This window comes from Amycolatopsis sp. NPDC031561 (assembly GCF_055580625.1).
This window is the reverse complement of the sequence record NZ_JBVILA010000023.1, coordinates 29,679-44,758: the sequence shown is the minus strand read 5'-3', so window position 1 is coordinate 44,758 and position 15,080 is coordinate 29,679. Positions and strand designations below refer to the sequence as shown.

The 15,080-nt window shown below is 67.9% G+C and carries 18 protein-coding genes; 12 read left to right on the top strand and 6 right to left on the bottom strand.

Annotated elements, in window-relative coordinates; translation table 11 throughout:
- The first annotated feature begins 113 nt into the window (after positions 1-113).
- A complete protein-coding gene (locus ACZ5IK_RS34020) occupies positions 114-419 on the top strand; it encodes a hypothetical protein (RefSeq protein WP_101613722.1) in 306 nt (101 codons plus the stop codon).
- A 60-nt stretch (positions 420-479) separates the two neighbouring features.
- On the opposite strand, the gene ACZ5IK_RS34015 is transcribed toward ACZ5IK_RS34020, so the two are convergent.
- Entirely contained in the window at positions 480-1,223 is a 744-nt protein-coding gene (locus ACZ5IK_RS34015) for an MBL fold metallo-hydrolase (protein ID WP_465491460.1), read from the bottom strand.
- A gap of 71 nt (positions 1,224-1,294) precedes the next feature.
- On the opposite strand from ACZ5IK_RS34015, the gene ACZ5IK_RS34010 reads away from it, so the two are divergent.
- The 4 genes from ACZ5IK_RS34010 (at position 1,295) to ACZ5IK_RS33995 (ending at position 4,039) form a co-directional block, all read left to right on the top strand.
- On the top strand, positions 1,295-1,729 hold the full coding sequence (locus ACZ5IK_RS34010) for an SRPBCC family protein (RefSeq protein WP_465491459.1): 435 nt from the start codon (positions 1,295-1,297) through the stop codon (positions 1,727-1,729).
- A 26-nt stretch (positions 1,730-1,755) separates the two neighbouring features.
- Entirely contained in the window at positions 1,756-2,562 is an 807-nt protein-coding gene (locus ACZ5IK_RS34005; protein WP_465491458.1) for an exodeoxyribonuclease III, read from the top strand.
- 59 nt (positions 2,563-2,621) lie between these two features.
- Positions 2,622-2,930 (top strand): nucleotidyltransferase family protein, encoded by a 309-nt coding sequence (locus tag ACZ5IK_RS34000; protein ID WP_465491457.1) that lies wholly within the window; start codon positions 2,622-2,624, stop codon positions 2,928-2,930.
- Positions 2,931-3,106: 176 nt separating this feature from the next.
- Positions 3,107-4,039 carry a hypothetical protein gene (locus ACZ5IK_RS33995; RefSeq protein ID WP_465491456.1) on the top strand — a complete coding sequence of 311 codons (933 nt, stop codon included), beginning with the start codon at positions 3,107-3,109 and terminating at the stop codon, positions 4,037-4,039.
- On the opposite strand, the gene ACZ5IK_RS33990 is transcribed toward ACZ5IK_RS33995, so the two are convergent.
- Positions 4,033-4,533: a cupin domain-containing protein gene (locus ACZ5IK_RS33990; RefSeq protein ID WP_465491455.1), complete on the bottom strand. Its 501-nt coding sequence runs from the start codon at positions 4,531-4,533 to the stop codon at positions 4,033-4,035. The two genes, ACZ5IK_RS33995 and ACZ5IK_RS33990, sit on opposite strands and share 7 nt — an antisense overlap.
- 64 nt (positions 4,534-4,597) lie before the next feature.
- Between ACZ5IK_RS33990 and ACZ5IK_RS33985 the strand changes: the two genes are divergently transcribed.
- Positions 4,598-5,095, top strand: coding sequence for a MarR family winged helix-turn-helix transcriptional regulator (locus tag ACZ5IK_RS33985; protein ID WP_465491454.1), 498 nt, complete (start codon positions 4,598-4,600; stop codon positions 5,093-5,095).
- 59 nt (positions 5,096-5,154) lie between these two features.
- On the opposite strand, the gene ACZ5IK_RS33980 is transcribed toward ACZ5IK_RS33985, so the two are convergent.
- Complete coding sequence (locus ACZ5IK_RS33980) at positions 5,155-6,033, bottom strand: glycoside hydrolase family 19 protein (RefSeq protein WP_465491453.1); 879 nt, start codon at positions 6,031-6,033, stop codon at positions 5,155-5,157.
- A gap of 398 nt (positions 6,034-6,431) precedes the next feature.
- Here ACZ5IK_RS33980 and ACZ5IK_RS33975 point away from each other — a divergent pair, with 398 nt between their 5' ends.
- Positions 6,432-6,758, top strand: coding sequence for a hypothetical protein (locus ACZ5IK_RS33975; protein ID WP_465491548.1), 327 nt, complete (start codon positions 6,432-6,434; stop codon positions 6,756-6,758).
- A gap of 505 nt (positions 6,759-7,263) precedes the next feature.
- Here ACZ5IK_RS33975 and ACZ5IK_RS33970 read toward each other — a convergent pair.
- Entirely contained in the window at positions 7,264-8,010 is a 747-nt protein-coding gene (locus ACZ5IK_RS33970) for a S1 family peptidase (RefSeq protein WP_465491452.1), read from the bottom strand.
- A gap of 163 nt (positions 8,011-8,173) precedes the next feature.
- Between ACZ5IK_RS33970 and trpS the strand changes: the two genes are divergently transcribed.
- Positions 8,174-9,193 carry a tryptophan--tRNA ligase gene (gene trpS / locus ACZ5IK_RS33965; protein WP_465491451.1) on the top strand — a complete coding sequence of 340 codons (1,020 nt, stop codon included), beginning with the start codon at positions 8,174-8,176 and terminating at the stop codon, positions 9,191-9,193.
- 41 nt (positions 9,194-9,234) lie between these two features.
- On the top strand, positions 9,235-10,257 hold the full coding sequence (locus tag ACZ5IK_RS33960) for a YhjD/YihY/BrkB family envelope integrity protein (RefSeq protein WP_101612298.1): 1,023 nt from the start codon (positions 9,235-9,237) through the stop codon (positions 10,255-10,257).
- 4 nt (positions 10,258-10,261) lie between these two features.
- On the opposite strand, the gene ACZ5IK_RS33955 is transcribed toward ACZ5IK_RS33960, so the two are convergent.
- Positions 10,262-10,498 carry a hypothetical protein gene (locus ACZ5IK_RS33955; RefSeq protein WP_465491450.1) on the bottom strand — a complete coding sequence of 79 codons (237 nt, stop codon included), beginning with the start codon at positions 10,496-10,498 and terminating at the stop codon, positions 10,262-10,264.
- A 133-nt stretch (positions 10,499-10,631) separates the two neighbouring features.
- Positions 10,632-11,870 carry a D-alanyl-D-alanine carboxypeptidase family protein gene (locus tag ACZ5IK_RS33950; RefSeq protein WP_465491449.1) on the bottom strand — a complete coding sequence of 413 codons (1,239 nt, stop codon included), beginning with the start codon at positions 11,868-11,870 and terminating at the stop codon, positions 10,632-10,634.
- Positions 11,871-11,913: 43 nt separating this feature from the next.
- Between ACZ5IK_RS33950 and ACZ5IK_RS33945 the strand changes: the two genes are divergently transcribed.
- From ACZ5IK_RS33945 to ACZ5IK_RS33935, 3 genes are all read left to right on the top strand, one after another.
- The gene (locus ACZ5IK_RS33945) at positions 11,914-12,168 is read left to right on the top strand and encodes an SCO4848 family membrane protein (RefSeq protein WP_026467335.1); all 255 of its coding nucleotides are present in this window, start codon (positions 11,914-11,916) and stop codon (positions 12,166-12,168) included.
- A 79-nt stretch (positions 12,169-12,247) separates the two neighbouring features.
- On the top strand, positions 12,248-13,660 hold the full coding sequence (locus ACZ5IK_RS33940) for a S8 family peptidase (protein WP_465491448.1): 1,413 nt from the start codon (positions 12,248-12,250) through the stop codon (positions 13,658-13,660).
- Positions 13,661-13,773: 113 nt separating this feature from the next.
- On the top strand, positions 13,774-14,991 hold the full coding sequence (locus tag ACZ5IK_RS33935; RefSeq protein WP_465491447.1) for a M14 family zinc carboxypeptidase: 1,218 nt from the start codon (positions 13,774-13,776) through the stop codon (positions 14,989-14,991).
- Positions 14,992-15,080 lie beyond the last annotated feature (89 nt).

Below are 15,080 nucleotides of genomic sequence, written 5' to 3'. Positions count from 1 at the left end.
CCGTCCGGTTGGCGCCTCCGGGTGGTTGGCGATCAGGGAACTGGGCGACCGCCCCGGCTTCTGCCACTCTGGTCGAGGCAGAAAACGATTCCCTTGTTCGAGGAGTGACCATCATGGCCATCTCGAAACCGGTCTTGTTCCTCGGCGCCGGTGCGGCGCTGATCGTCGTCGTCGCCATTTCGGGACAAGACAGGGAGTCGAGCGCTTCGAGCCCGACCGGTTGCCAGGTCGTGGTGACGGCCGACGTGCTCAACGCGCGCGACACCCCCGGCGGGCAGAAGATCGTCGGCAAGTACGTCAAGGACGCGAAGATCGACGCGCAGCCAGTGGTCGAAAACGGCTTCCGCAAGATCGCCGAGGGCAAGTGGGTCTCCGCCCAGTTCGCGCCCCCGGTCGAAGGCTCCAAATGCGGCCCTTGACCTGCCGGATCGCGTTTAGCCCGCTAAACGCAAGTGGGCGCGTGACCTGCGGGATCGCGATTAGCCCGCTAAACGCAAGTGGGTGCCTTCCTCGGCCGCCAGTACCTCGCCGCTGAACTCCTCCCGCGCCTCCGCCACCGAGACTTCGCGGTCGGAGCCGGGCCAGAAGTGGGTCAGCAGCAGTCGCCGGGCACCCCCGCGTTCGGCCCAATACCCGGCCTCGCCCGCCGTCGACACCAGCCGCGGCGTCTCGTCGGGAGACGGGCCCTGCAGCGTGGCGTCGGCGATGAGCAGGTCGGCGTCGCGCGCGAGCTCCGCCAGGACCGGGCTGGGCCCGCTGTCGCCGGTGTAAGCGACGGTGAGCCCGGGCGCGGTCAGGCGGATCCCGTAGTTCGGCACATGGTGCGGCAGCAGGAACGTGGTCATCCGGAACGGCCCGACCTCTCGCGGCGGGCCGAGGTCGGACACGTCGAAAACCGTCGTCGGATGCGGCCGCGGCTCCAGCGCTTCGAGCCGCCGGACCGTCCCCGGCGTGCAGTGCAGCGGGATCTTCGGCTCGTCCGGCAGCCCGTAGGCGCGGGCACGGCCGAGCGCGCTCACGTCGGCGCAGTGATCAGGGTGTTCGTGCGTGACCACCGCCGCGTCGACCCGCCCGCCAGGGCAGTGCTCGAACAGCCGCGACGCGGCGCCGTAGCCGAGGTCGAGCACGATCTTGAAACCCTCGTGGACCAGGAGAAAACCGGCGCAGGCCCGGCCGGGTTCCGGCCAAGCGCCGCAGCTGCCCAGCACGGTCAGCTCGCTCATGCGCGCAGTCTCGCAGAACCCTCGCGGTAACGGCGCGCGCTTTCCGGCGACTTCGTGACCGGAGGTCCGTCATGAAGCAGGTCCAGAGCCGGGTCGTCACCCCGAAGCCGATCGACGAGGTCTACGCCTACCTAGCCGATTTCACCAACCAGCCGGAATGGCGCTTCGACGTCGTGTCGTGCTCGCTCGCTTCCGGAGAGGGCGGCGCGCCGGGAGCGAAGTACCACCAGCGGGTGAAACCGCGGGGCAAGGAAATCGACAGCGAAGTCGAGTTGGCCCGCGCCGACAAGCCAGCCGAAGTCGCGTTCCGCACGCTGGATCCGGGCCCGGTCACCGTGTCGGGCGCCTGGCATCTCGAGAGCACCGGCACCGGGACCGAGGTGATCTGCGACGTCGTCATCGAGACGCACGGATTCCTGCGGTTGCTGGAGTTCACCATGGGCCCGTCGCTGCGGAAGATCTCGGACCGCTACGAACGGGATCTCTCCGCGCGGCTCAACCCCTGACGAATCTGTCGGACCCTCCGAGTAGCGTGCGGAGGGTGCTGACCGTCTCCACTGTGAATGTCAACGGCCTCCGCGCCGCCGCGAAAAAGGGCTTCATCGAGTGGCTCGGCTCCACCAAGGCCGACGTCGTCGCCTGCCAGGAGGTCCGGGCCGAGCTCAAGGAGCTCCCGGCCGGTGCCGCCGCGCCCGAAGGCTGGCACGTGGTGCACGCGCCCTCGGCGCAGAAGGGGCGCAACGGCGTCATGCTCTTCAGCCGGGCCGAGCCGGACGAGGTCCGCATCGGTTTCGGCGAGCCCGAATTCGAGGACAGCGGCCGCTACGCCGAGATCCACCTGCCGAACGTCGTGGTCGCGAGCCTGTACCTGCCCAGCGGCGACGTCGGCACTCCGCGCCAGGACGAGAAGGAACGCTTCATGGCGGCGTTCCTGCCGTATCTCGTCGACCTGCGCGCCAAGGCGGCGGCCGGCGGCCGTGAGGTCGTCGTCGTTGGTGACTGGAACATCGCCTACGAGAACATCGACCTGAAGAACTGGCGCGGGAACCAGAAGAGCTCCGGCTTCCTGCCGGAGGAGCGGGAGTGGCTCGGCCGCGTGTTCACCGAGGCCGGTTACGTCGACGTGCAGCGCAAACTCGATCCGGAAGGCCCCGGCCCGTACACCTGGTGGTCGTACCGCGGGAAGGCGTTCGACAACGACTCGGGCTGGCGCATCGACTGCCAGATCGCCACCCCCGGCCTCGCCGAGCGGTGCACCTCCGTCGTGGTCGAGCGCGCCGAGTCCTACGACCAGCGCTGGTCGGATCACGCGCCGGTGACCGCGACCTACGGGGACTGAGCGTTCGCCGTGACCTGAGGGATCAGGTCAGGCACAATCAGGCTCAGGAGGTGGAGGCCGTGCACGAGTCGATCGAACTCAAGAAGCGTGAAATCGAGGAGCTTTGCCGGACACACTCGGTGAGCCGCCTCGACTTGTTCGGCTCCGCCGTGAGTGACAGGTTCGACTCGGTGTCAAGCGATGTCGACGTGCTCGTCGAGTTCGACGCGGGGCCGGGGTTCGACTACTTCGGTACGTATTTCGATCTGAAGGAAGGCCTCGAGCGGATATTGGACCGGCCGGTCGACCTCGTCAGTGTGACCAGCATCCGCAATCCTTACTTCAAGCAACAGGTGCTGGAGACCCGGGAGGTTCTCTATGCGGCGTGACGATGGCCGCCGGTCGAACGCCATGCTGCGCTCGGTGGTTGAGCATCGGTACTCACTGAGAGGCTTCCTGGCTTGATCGACGTTCTGCGGCGGTTGCAGGATGCGTAGGTCCGAACGATGCACCGCCCCCTCGTGACGGCGGCCTGCTCCGGCTGACACACGAAGAATCGGGGGCTGTGTTGGAAACGAACGAAGCCAAGCGGATCGAGGCGACGAACGCCGAGCGCTACGCGATGTCCGGCCAGTACGGGTGGGAGTTCAGCCCGGACGCGCCGAACCTCCTGGAACGCTGGACGGTGCTGCCGTTCAACCAGCGCGGGGACAAGCGGATGGCGTTCGGCGCGCTGAGCGGCGCCTACCAAGGGCTGCGGTTCAACGTTTTCGACTACCACCGCCGCCCGACGGTCACGAGCGTGCACACCCGGTGGACGAACAAGAAGGTCAACGAGCTCGACACGCTCTCGATCGACTCGGTCTGGGTGATCACCCTGCCCGCACCGATGCCGAACTTTCAGATCGTGTCGAGTATCGAATCCGCTTGGGACGTCGAGCAGTACCCCGAGCCCGCCACGGCGGACCGGAAGTTCAACCGCTGGTACAAGCTGATCGACACGGATCCGAACGTCGCGGTCCAGGTGCTCACGCCGCAGGTCGCCGGCTTGATGCGGTCGTCGAAGCTGCACACCTGGTCGCTGGTGGGGGCGGAACTGGTCTACGTCGAGAATCCGACGTTCGGCCGGACCAAACCGGACGAGGTGCTCGCGACGCTGGGCAGGCTCGCGCAGCTGGTTTCGGTGCTGCCGCTCCATCTCGGTGGCGGGCAGCCCGCCGCGCCACCTCCGCAGCAGCCCCAGTACCCGCAGCAGCCGTATCCGCCGCAGAATCCCGGTTACCCGCAGCAATATCCGCCGCCGCCGCAGTACGGCCAGCAGCCGTACCCACAGCAGTATCCGCCGCCCCAGTACCCCCAGCCGCAGTACCCACAACCCCAGTACCCGCCGCCCCACTATCCGCAACCGCAGTACCCGCAGCCCGGGTATCCACCGCAGGGTTATCCGCCGCCCGGGCCGTACGGACCGCCGCCGGGATACCCGCCGCGTGGCTACTGACGGGCCTTCGCGCTCTCCGTCCACACTGGACTCTCGACGAAGTGGTTGTCGAATTTTTCCTGACTGTCCAAGAGATCTTGGACAGTCGCCTCGCCGTGCCCGACCTTCTCCAGAAGCCGGAAGTAGTCGAACCGTTCCACGCCGGGGATGAACACGATCAGGACGTCCGCCGGGGAGTCCACGGCCGCGCGGAAAGCGTGCGTTGTCAGTGGTGGGACGACGAGCATGTCGCCCTCGGAAACGGTGACGATCTCTTCTCCCACAAGGACTTCCAGCTTCCCGCCGAGCATGAAGAACATCTCGGACGAGCCGGTGTGGTAGTGCGGCGCCGCTCCATCGGCGCCGGCGCCTAGTTGGGTTCTCGCACTGCTCATCACTCCGCCTGTGGTCGAGACGTCGGCGAGCAGCGTGACGAGTGTGGGGGCCGCGCCGACGGTCTCGGCTTCGCCGGCGCGGACGAGGACGGGTTCACGGGTTTCGATGCGCTGAGTCATACCCCGATAGTTCCACTGCTGATAGTTCGCTGTCAAACTATCTCTCGTCGAATAGACTGCGCCGGTGAACGAAGAGCGAAACGCCGACGCGATCGACGCCGTGGTCGGCGCCTGGCGGCGGGAGCGACCGGAACTGGACTTGACCGCGATCGGGGTCGCCGGGCGGCTCGGCCGCGCGGTACTGCTGACCACGCCGATGGTGGAGGCCGTGTTCGCGAGACACGGCTTGAAGCAGGGAGAGTTCGACGTGCTCGCGGCGCTCAGGCGGTCGGGGAAGCCGTACACGCTCATCCCGTCCGAGCTGTCCGCGACGCTGATGATGTCCAGGGCCGGGATGACCAGCAGGATCGACCGGCTCGAGTCGGCGGGGCTGGTCGAGCGCGCGCTCGACCCCGAGGACCGGCGCAGTTTCCGGGTCACGCTGACCGGGCGCGGGTTCGAGGTCGTCGACGCCGCGATGACCGAGCACACCGCGAACGTCGCGAAGCTGCTTTCGCCGCTGGGCGAGGATCTCGACGTCCTGGATGCCTCGTTGCGGCGGCTGCTGAACTCCCTTGAGTGACGAAGGGGCCCTTCGCCGCATCGCATGCGGTGAAGGGCCCCTTCAGCTCTTCGGGTGGGTCAGCAGGACAGGTTGCCACCGGGGTTGACGCCGAGGATTCCGGTGAACTGCTGGTACTTGCTCACGCGGCTCTGGACCTGGCCGGGGTTGCCGCCGTTGCACTCGAGGCTCCCGTTGATGCTGCGGATGGTCTCGCCGAAGCCGCGGCTGTTGACCATCGCGTCGTGCGGGGTCATCGTGCCGGGTCCGTTCTGCGTCATCCAGTACCAGATGCCGGTCTTCCAGGCGACCGCCGCGTCATTCTGCACCAGCCACGGGTTGGTCAGCAGTGGCAGGCCCAGCGCGTCGCCGGCGGCCTTGTAGTTGAAGTTCCAGCTCAGCTGGATCGGGCCGCGGCCGTAGTACGCGGCGTTGCCCGCCGGGCAGCCGTAGGACTGGCTCGTGTCGCAGTAGTGCGGGTAGTTGGCCTGGTTCTGCTCGACGACGTGGACCAGGCCGCCGGTCTCGTGGCTGACGTTCGCCAGGAAGGCCGCCGCCTCCTGCTTCTTGACGGTGTCGCTGCCGGTGCCCGCGAAGGCCGGGTACGCGCTGAGGGCGGTGACCAGGCCGTTGTAGGTGTAGAAGGAGTTCCGGCTCGGGAACATCTGGTTGAACTGGGCTTCGCTGACCACGAAATCGGACGGGTGCTGCCCGCCGCCGCCGCAGGTACCCTGATCGGCCCATACCTGCGCCGTACCTGGGGTTTCGTTCTGCGTCCACCACTTCGCGGACCAGTTGCGCCCGTTGTGGGAGGCGGTGTTGCCGCCCCAGTAGACCGAGCTCGCGTTCCACGGTGCCACGCAGTCCGCGGCGGAGGCGGACTGGGCCGGGACGACCACGGCGACCGTGGTGGCGGCGAAGGTGGCGGCGACCGCCGCGAGAATGCGTCGAAGAGACATCGGTGGCTCCTTCGTACGAGGGGACCATGCAGGGAGATTGGTCTATACCTTTAAAGGGGTATGGCCACAGGTATAGACCATTGCGGACAAGAAACCAACCGGTGAAAGTCGGATAGTCCCTGTTCGGCCCTGTGGCGACATCCGAACGGCCCAACCCTGTCCGGTTTTGTCAGAAACCGTTTCGGGGCATGGCAACTCTGAGACGAGGGGTGCTCGAAAGATCCCCCCTGTGAGGGGCTAGTCTCGTGCCCCGAGTTGATCAGAACCCACAGGTCTTGACACGCTCGGTAGTTTTTTGACCAGCAACCTGGAAATGCTCACTCGTTCGGGTTAGCGTTCCGGTTCAGCAAAGTCACGTCACGGGAGGCACTCCGGTGCGGAACCCAGTTCATCTCCTGATGCGGTCGGCCCTGGCCTCGGCCAGGGTGGCGGCGGTCATCGCGGTCCCGGCCGCGCTGCTCGTCGCGGGCGCTGTCCCGGCGTCGGCCGCTGAGTCGACGTCGCGCTCGGAGATGGCGTTCGGTCTCTTGGGCCCGGTCGGCCTGATCGCCGTCGCGCTCGGCATCGTCGGCATGGCGTTCGGGGTGTTCCGGCAGCGCCGGAAGGCCCGCGCCGCCGCCAGCGCCGCCCCCGTTCCCGCCCAGCCCACCGGCCCGGATGTCGCCGCGATGGCCGAGGCCGTCCTCGCCGAGCGCGAGGCCCTCACGCGCCCGCAGCGCCCCTGACCTGTGCCTTCTCGTTGCGGATCGCGTTTAGCCCGCTAACCGCGACACGCCCCCGGATCGCGATTTGCCCGCGAAAGTCGACCTGGCGCCGGTCCCGCCCGGATCGCGGTTAGCCCGCGAAAGTCGACGCGCTGGATTTGTTGAGTAGGGGCACCTAGTCCGGCCCGGATTGTTTAGGCGCTCGCTGATCGCCACGCTCGGGTGCATGACGGTGACGCGGCGTCGCAGCCGGCCCGGTGACCCCTTCCCGCGTGCCTTGGACCGGGCGATCACGGACAGCGGTCTCGGACTCGACCGGATCCGGCACCGGCTCGCCCAGCAGGGTGTCCGGGTCAGTGTCGCGACCTTGAGCTACTGGCGGACAGGAAGAAGCCGCCCCGAGCGGTGCGACTCCCTGAAGGCGGTCGCGCTGCTGGAGCGGCTCTTCGAACTTCCGCACGGTTCCTTGCTGAACCGGCTGGGACCGCGTCGCCCCAGGGGGCGGTGGGGCGACGCGGGGGCCGGGTCAGACTCCGGAGTTGGTGCGGATCCAGCTGCGGAAGTAGGGGACGTCCACGTAGATCGACGGCCCGGTCGCACAGGTGCTGCTGTTGTTCCCGGCGCGGCTGGTGGCGCCGACCAGCTGCCAGACACCGTTGACCTGCTTCACCTGCGGGCCGCCCGAGTCGCCGTAGCAGGCGCCCTTGTTCCCGCCGGGGTTGTTGGTACAGATCTCGCTGGCACCGCTGATCCCGAGACAACGGCTGTCAGCGACGATCGAGGTGTCCAGCTGCTGCAGGGTGACCGGGGCACCACAGCCGCCCTGCGGGGCGCAGGTCTGGCCCCAGCCGATGATCCGCGTCGCGGTGCCGACGGCCCCGGACGCGTCGGCGATCGTGACCGGCGCCTGCGAAACCGCCGTCGAGAGACGCAGCAGCGCCAGGTCGGCGCTCGGGTGGGCGATCCGCTGGGCCACGCGGGCCACGGTGCCACCGCTGGTGCGGTTCGTGGTTCCGACCCGCACCTGGTACGGCGTGCCGCAGTGCTTCGCGGTGACCACCCAGGTCGAGCTGATCAATGACCCACCACACTGGTGCCCGCCGCCGCTCGACTGCTGGGACACCATGAACGAATAGACCTGCGTCGCGTTGCCGCCGCCGACGATGTTCGGCTGGACGCCGCCGGTGGGCTCGGCTGCCGTCGCGACGCCGGGGAGGGTGAACACGGCCGCAGCCGCGATGGCCAAGCCCATCAGCAGGGATCGTGCCTTCATCTGGGTTCTCCTTCGGTGTGGCCGGAAGATCCGGTGCCATGAACGCTAGGAATCGGACACCGCGCCCAGAACCGTCGGAAGTATGTGGCGTTTAACCGTTTAGACCTTTCGGCCGGGACGAGGCCGGATGACCCGCCGCGGCGTGGCCTGAGAGAATCCGGGCGTGTCCGACGAACTGAAGCGCCCGCGGGTGCTCTCCGGGATCCAGCCGACCGCCGACTCGTTCCACCTGGGCAACTACCTGGGTGCGCTGCGGCAATGGGTGCGGCTGCAGGACACCCACGACACCTTCTACATGGTCGTCGACCTGCACGCGATCACCGTCGAGCAGGACCCGAAGGTGCTGCGGGACCGCACGCGCCGCTCGGCCGCGCAGCTGCTCGCGCTCGGCGTCGACCCGGCCCGCAGCGCGCTGTTCGTCCAGAGTCAGGTGCCCGAGCACGCCCAGCTCAGCTGGGTGCTGGAGTGCCAGACCGGGTTCGGCGAGGCGAGCCGGATGACGCAGTTCAAGGACAAGGCCGCGAAGCAGGGCACGGATCGCGCCAGCGTCGGCCTGTTCACCTACCCGGTCCTGCAGGCCGCGGACATCCTGCTGTACCAGGCGAACGAGGTCCCCGTCGGCGAGGACCAGCGGCAGCACCTGGAGCTGACGCGCAACCTCGCGCAGCGGTTCAACAACCGCTACGGCAAGACGTTCACCGTGCCGGAGCCGCATATCGTCAAGGACACGGCGAAGATCTACGACCTGCAGGAGCCGACCGCGAAGATGAGCAAGTCCTCGTCGACCGGCAACGGCCTCATCGAGCTGCTCGAAGACCCGAAGAAGTCGGCGAAGAAGGTCCGCTCGGCGGTCACCGACACCGGCCGCGAGATCGTCTTCGACACCGAGAACAAGCCGGGCGTCTCCAACCTGCTGACGATCCTCTCCGCGCTGACCGACCAGCCGGTCGCCGAACTCGAAACCGCCTTCGAGGGCAAGGGTTACGGCGACCTGAAGAAGGGCGTCGCCGAGGCGTTCGTCGACTGGGTCACTCCGGTCCAGGAACGCGTCCAGTCCTACATGGATGATGTCGCCGAGCTCGACAAGGCACTCGCCCTCGGTGCGCAACGGGCGAGGGAAGTCGCGTCGGTGACTTTGCGGAACGTCTACGAGAACATCGGTTTCCTTCCCCCGGCAGGCTGATTCGCGCTGCGCGCCGCGGTGGGCGTGGTTAGCGTCAACAGGTGGCGAAAGATGACGGCGCGAAGCCGGACGAGGACAAGCTGCTACCGCGCTTGAGGCGGAAGTACGGCTGGCTCGATCACCTCATCCGGGCGAACGACGCCTTCACCGAGCGCTACGGCAACCACTACGCCGCGGCCATCACCTACTTCAGCGTGCTTTCGGTGATCCCGATCCTGATGGTCGCCTTCGCGGTCATCGGGCTGGTCGTCGCCGGCGATCAGACGGTGCTCAACCAGATCACCGACGGCATCAACAAATCGGTGCCCGACGGTCTGCGCGATCTGGTCGGCGGCATCGTCGGCGCGGCGCTGAAGTCCGGCGGCGGCATCGGGATCTTCGGCCTGGTGCTCGCGCTGTACTCCGGCGTCGGCTGGATGACGAACCTGCGTGACGCGCTGACCGCCCAATGGGGTCAGGAAAAGAAGCAGCTGCCGCTGGTTTCGACGACGATCAAGGACCTGCTGTCGCTGGTCGGGCTCGGCGTAGCGCTGGTGGTCTCGTTCGGTCTCACCGCGGCGGGCAGCGGCATCGGGCGGTTCCTGCTCGAACTGGTCGGCCTGCAGGACCAGGGCTGGGCCGTGTTCCTGCTGAAGGTCGCGACGATCCTGCTCGGTCTGCTCGCGAACACGCTGGTGTTCCTGTGGGTCATCGCGAGGCTTCCGCGCGAGCACGTCGCGCTGCGCAGCGCGGTCAAGGGCGCGATCTTCGCCGCCGTGGGGTTCATCGTGCTCCAGCAGGGCGCGACCCTCTACCTCGGCAGCGTCACGAAATCACCGGCGTTCACCTTGTTCGGCCCGGTGATCGGCCTGCTGGTCTTCGCGAACCTGGTTTCGCGGTTCCTGCTGTTCGTCACCGCGTGGACGGCGACGGCGAAGGAGAACATGTCGACCGTCATCGAGCCGCCGGCCCCCGTGTCCATTCACCCGAGGGTGACCGTCCAGCAGGGGCCGGGGCTCGGTGCCGTCGGCGGGGCTTTCGCGACCGGAGCGCTTTTGGGCTGGCTCGGCCGCCGGAAGTCCTGACCGGCTACTGGCCGGGCTGCTGCGGAACCTGCTGGGCGACGGGCGCCGGCTCGGCCTGCGCGGCCTTGTTCTTGCGGACGAGGCCCGCGACGAGCAGGGCGACGCCGAGAACGCCGACGACGATGCCGAGCACCGGCTGGTAGTCCTCGGCCCACATCAGCAGGACGAACTGACGGTCGGTGTAGGTCAGCGCGACCGAGCCGAAACCGAGCAGGATGAACAGGAACGCGAGTCTCTGCATGGAGAAAACACCTCGGAAATGAGTACGTGAAATCGGGGACACCCGCGGCCGTCCCCCGAACGGTTCGCAGGTGGAGACCGAAAGGTTAGCGGCCGGAGCCGTCGCTGTCCGCCGATTTCACGTTCCGTGGCGTTCAGTTCCCGGACAACGCCTTTTTGCGCTGGTGACCGATGACGAACGACGCCACGATGATCAGGAAGACGACCAGCGTGATGATCCAGCCCGTCACGCCGAACGGGTCTTCCGCCGCGGCGGCGGCGCCGCTGTTCGACGTGCCGTCACCGTTCGGAGCGGGCTTGGCCACTTCCGGGTTCACGGATTCCGCCGGCTTGTAGTCGATCCGCCCGACCGATTCGGCCTTGGCCTCGCGCAGCGCGATGCCGTAGTCGAGAAGTTTCGCGGCCTGTTCGGTGACCCGCGTCGGACGCTGCTCGGCGCGGAGCATCACGACCGCGACCCGGTGGCCGTTCTGGAGAGCGCCGCCGACGTAGGTGTGCCGCGAGTCGTCGGTGAAACCGGTCTTTCCGCCGAGGAATCCGGGATAAACGCCGAGGAGCTTGTTGTCGTTGTAGACCGTGATGACCGGTTTTCCCGCGGTGGGCGGGATTTCGAAGGTCTTGGTCTTCACCACCTTCGCGAATTCCGGCTGTTTCATCGCGTGGTGGAAGATCAGGCTCATGTCGTAGGCCGAGGTCGACATGCCGGGGCCGTCGAGCCCGGACGGCGTCGCGGCCCGCGTGTCCGTGGCGCCGATGCGGAGGGCCAGCGCGTTCATCTTCGCGACGGTGGCGTCGACACCGCCGAGCACGGTGGACAGTGCGTGCGCCGCGTCGTTGCCGGAATGCATCAGCAGCCCGTGCAGCAGTTGGTCCACTGTGTACTGACCGCCGGCGGCGATGCCGACACAGGTGCACTCCTGCTCGGCGTCCTCCTTGGTCGGGGTGATGACCTTGTTCGGCGGAAGTTCGGTGACCACGACCAGCCCGAGCAGGGTTTTGATCAGCGACGCGGGCCGCTGCCGGGCGTGCGGATCCTTCGCCGCGATGATGTCGCCGGTTTCGAGGTCCTGCAGCACCCAGGACGCGGCGGTGGATCCCTCGGGCGGGTTCAGCGCGCGCTTCGGGAGCACGAGCCCGCATTCGGCCATCCGGTCACCACCCACCGGGACCGGCGGAACCGGCAACGGCTCCGGCACGACCTCGCCGGGGCGTGGCTTCTCGGAGGTGTCGATGGGCGCGGGAGGCGTCATCTTGTTCGCGCACGGCTGCGCCTGGGCTGGTGGCTTCGGAGCGGCTGTGGCCACCGGCGTCACCGCGAGGGCGAGCACACCGGAAACGAGGACCATGAGCGACCGGGAGATAGCGCTGTGCACCCGAGCAATGTAGCGTCGCCGGGCCCGGTTCATACTCAGGGGCATGCGCATTTCGCGAGGTACTTCGATGTTCCTGCTGGGTTTCGGCGTGTGGTCGTGGATCATCTGGATCACGTTCGCCAAGAACCTCTGGGACAGCGACCGCGCCTGGGCCGCCGACGGCTCGCCCACCGCGTACTTCATCGTGCACGCGGTGTTGACGGTCGTCTCGTTCGTGCTCGGCACCATCATCGGGTTGATCGGTCTGCGCACGCTTCGTGGCGCCAAGTCACGGGACGCGGAAAAGGCTGACGCCTGATCGGGTTTGTCGTCCTTTTGACGGTGGTGGGCCCGGCGTCGGCTCCCTAACGTTCACCTCACCGAATCATGGAGGTGGAATGTCCCGGATCAGACGCCTGCTCGTCCCCGCGCTCGTCGCGGCGGCGGCGGGAAGTGTGTTCGCGGCCCCGTCGGCGAGTGCCGCGCCCGCACCGCAGTGCGACACCGCGAGCGCGCCGTTCAACTACGTGGTGCTCTACAACCCGCGTACCCCGGAGCGCAAGGTCGACACCGAGCTGCGCGCCAAGTGTGGCGAGAAGGTGGCGTACTACCCGGAGATCGGGGTCGCGGTGGCGACCTCGCGCAACGCCGACTTCCAGGCGAAGATCGGCGTCTTCCGCGCCTACTCGGGCGGCCGTGACGTGGCGTTCCCGCCGGCGGCCTCGGCCAGGTCGACCCGCTCCGCCGTGGTCGACACCAAGGAGAACGAAGAGACCACCAGCGTCGCCGCCGAAGAGGACCTGTCGGCGCAGCAGTGGGACATGCGGGCGATCCAGGCTCCCGAGGCCAACAAGGTCTCCGGTGGCAGCCGCTCGGTGACCGTCGGCGTGCTGGACTCGGGCATCGAGCCCACCCACCCCGCGCTGAAGGCGGCCCTGGACCCGAAGACGTCCGCGGGCTGCAACACGGGCGCCCCCGACACCACGCCCGCCGCGTGGGCGCCGACGAACTCCGACCACGGCACGCACGTCGCCGGCACGATCGCCGGTAAGGACACCGCTCGCGGCTTCACCGGCATCGCGCCCGGCGTCAAGCTGGCCTCGGTGAAGGTCGTGAACGACGACGGCCTGATTCTCCCCGAAGCCGCCGTCTGCGGGTTCATGTGGGCCGCGAAGCACCGCTTCCCGGTGACGAACAACAGCTACTACATCGACCCGGGCATGTTCTACTGCTCGAAGGAGCCGGGCGACGCGGCCGCGTACGAGGCCGTCCGCCGCGCGGTGACCTACTCGACGGGCCGCGGTGTCCTGAACGTCGCCGCCGCCGGCAACAGCGGCTTCGACCCGGACAAGCAGACCGTCGACCCGAACCGGCCGCACCCGGTCGACAAGAGCTGCGGCATCCTGCCGAAGGCCATCGACGGCGTCGTCAACGTCTCGGCCATCGGCTACGCGGGCTCGAAGTCGTCGTACAGCAACTACGGCAACGACGTTTCGGTCACCGCTCCCGGCGGCGACCGCGCCCAGCTGCCGCCCACCGGCCAGGGTGCCGGCTGCCCACTGTCGACGATCTTCAACGGCGCCTACGGCACCAAGTGCGGCACCTCGATGGCGTCCCCGCACGCCGCCGGTGTCGCCGCGCTGCTCGCGTCCCGCTACCGCCACGCTCCGCCCGTCGCGCTGAGGTGGCTGCTGGAGCACCAGGCCGACACGATCGCTTGCGGCACCGCCGCGCCGGTCTGTGAAGGCCCGGCGAAGGACAACTCGTACTACGGCCACGGCCGCGTCAACGCTCTGGACGCGGTGAAGTAGTTCGGCTGTCACGGGGCCGGTCCACGTTCGTGGGCCGGCCCCGTTTCGTTTCCTGGCCCTTTCGATGGCGTCCTCGCTACGTTGTGAACACCTTCGACAGTGGGGAGTTCACGATGTCGGTGTTCGGTCGGTTGGTTCCCGTGATGGTGGGCCTGGCGGTGCTCCCGCTCGTCAGCGCGCCTGCCGCGGTGGCGGCGCCCGTCCAGGCTTGCAGTGAGGAACCGCGGGAACTGCCCATCAACGAGTTCACCGACCATCGCGAGATGGTGCGGGAACTCGGCAGGCTCGAGCGCGTGAGCAAGGGACGGGTGGCGGTCAAGGAGGTCGGGCGGTCGACCCGCGGGCGGGTGATCCACCAGGCGAGCGTCGGGACCGGGCCGAAGGTCTTCGTGGTCTCCAGCGAGATCCATGGGAACGAGAAGACCGGCACCGACGCGCTGCTGCGCATCCTCGACTACCTCGGCACGTCGGAGTCGCGGGACGCCGAGCGGCTGCGGAAGACCATCACGTTCGTCGCGGTGCCGAAACTGAACCCGGACGGCGCCGAACTCGACCGGCGCGGCAACGACCTGTCGTGGGCCGAGGTCCAGCAGAGGTTCCCGCAACTCAAGGACCGGCCGCCCGCCTGGAACTACCTGAGCGACGTCCTCCAGGGTGACGACTACCGGAAGCGTCCCGGTTTCGACGTCAACCGCGACTTCAACCCGGACCTGAACTACGTCCCGCGCGCGGAGGACTTCCCCGGTGCGCCGGACGAGCCGGGCTGGTTCATCACGCCCGAGGCGCGGGCGCTGCGTTCGGTGTACGTCGAGTTGACCGCGCGGCGAGGGAAGGTGCCTGACGTCTACGTCGATCTGCACCATCAAGGCGCGTGCGTCCGGCAGGAGGGCAGCAACCGGTTCCTCGACGTCGGCATCGACTACCCGCCGCTGCCCGACAAGTTCTTCGAGCCCGGCCAGAAATACGCGAAGTACCGCGATGTGTACACAAAGGACGAATCGCGGCAACTGGCGATCAGCGGATTCAACGGGATGACGTCGCGCGGGTTCGTCGGGGCGCGCTATCCGCATGCGCCGGATCGCGATCTGCCGGGGCAGGCGCGGTGTTCGTTCGCTTTGAACGGGACGGGGACGGTGCTGTTCGAGGTGCGCGGCCAGACGCAGACGCTCGGGCAACAGCACCGGGAGCACTTCACGCGCGCGGTGATGGCGGGGCTGTACAACATGCTGCGGGACGTGAGCACGGGCGCCGTCGAGTACATCGACCCGGAGGCCTTCGACCGGCTGCCCGGTACCGCCGACTCGTCCGCCCTCACACGCGTGCTGGAGTAGGCGTTTCTTCTTGGCAGGTAGCGGGTGGAGGAACACCCCCCCCCGCTCCGCCCAAGGAAAGGGGGACTCCCCCAGCGGCTGGGAAAAAG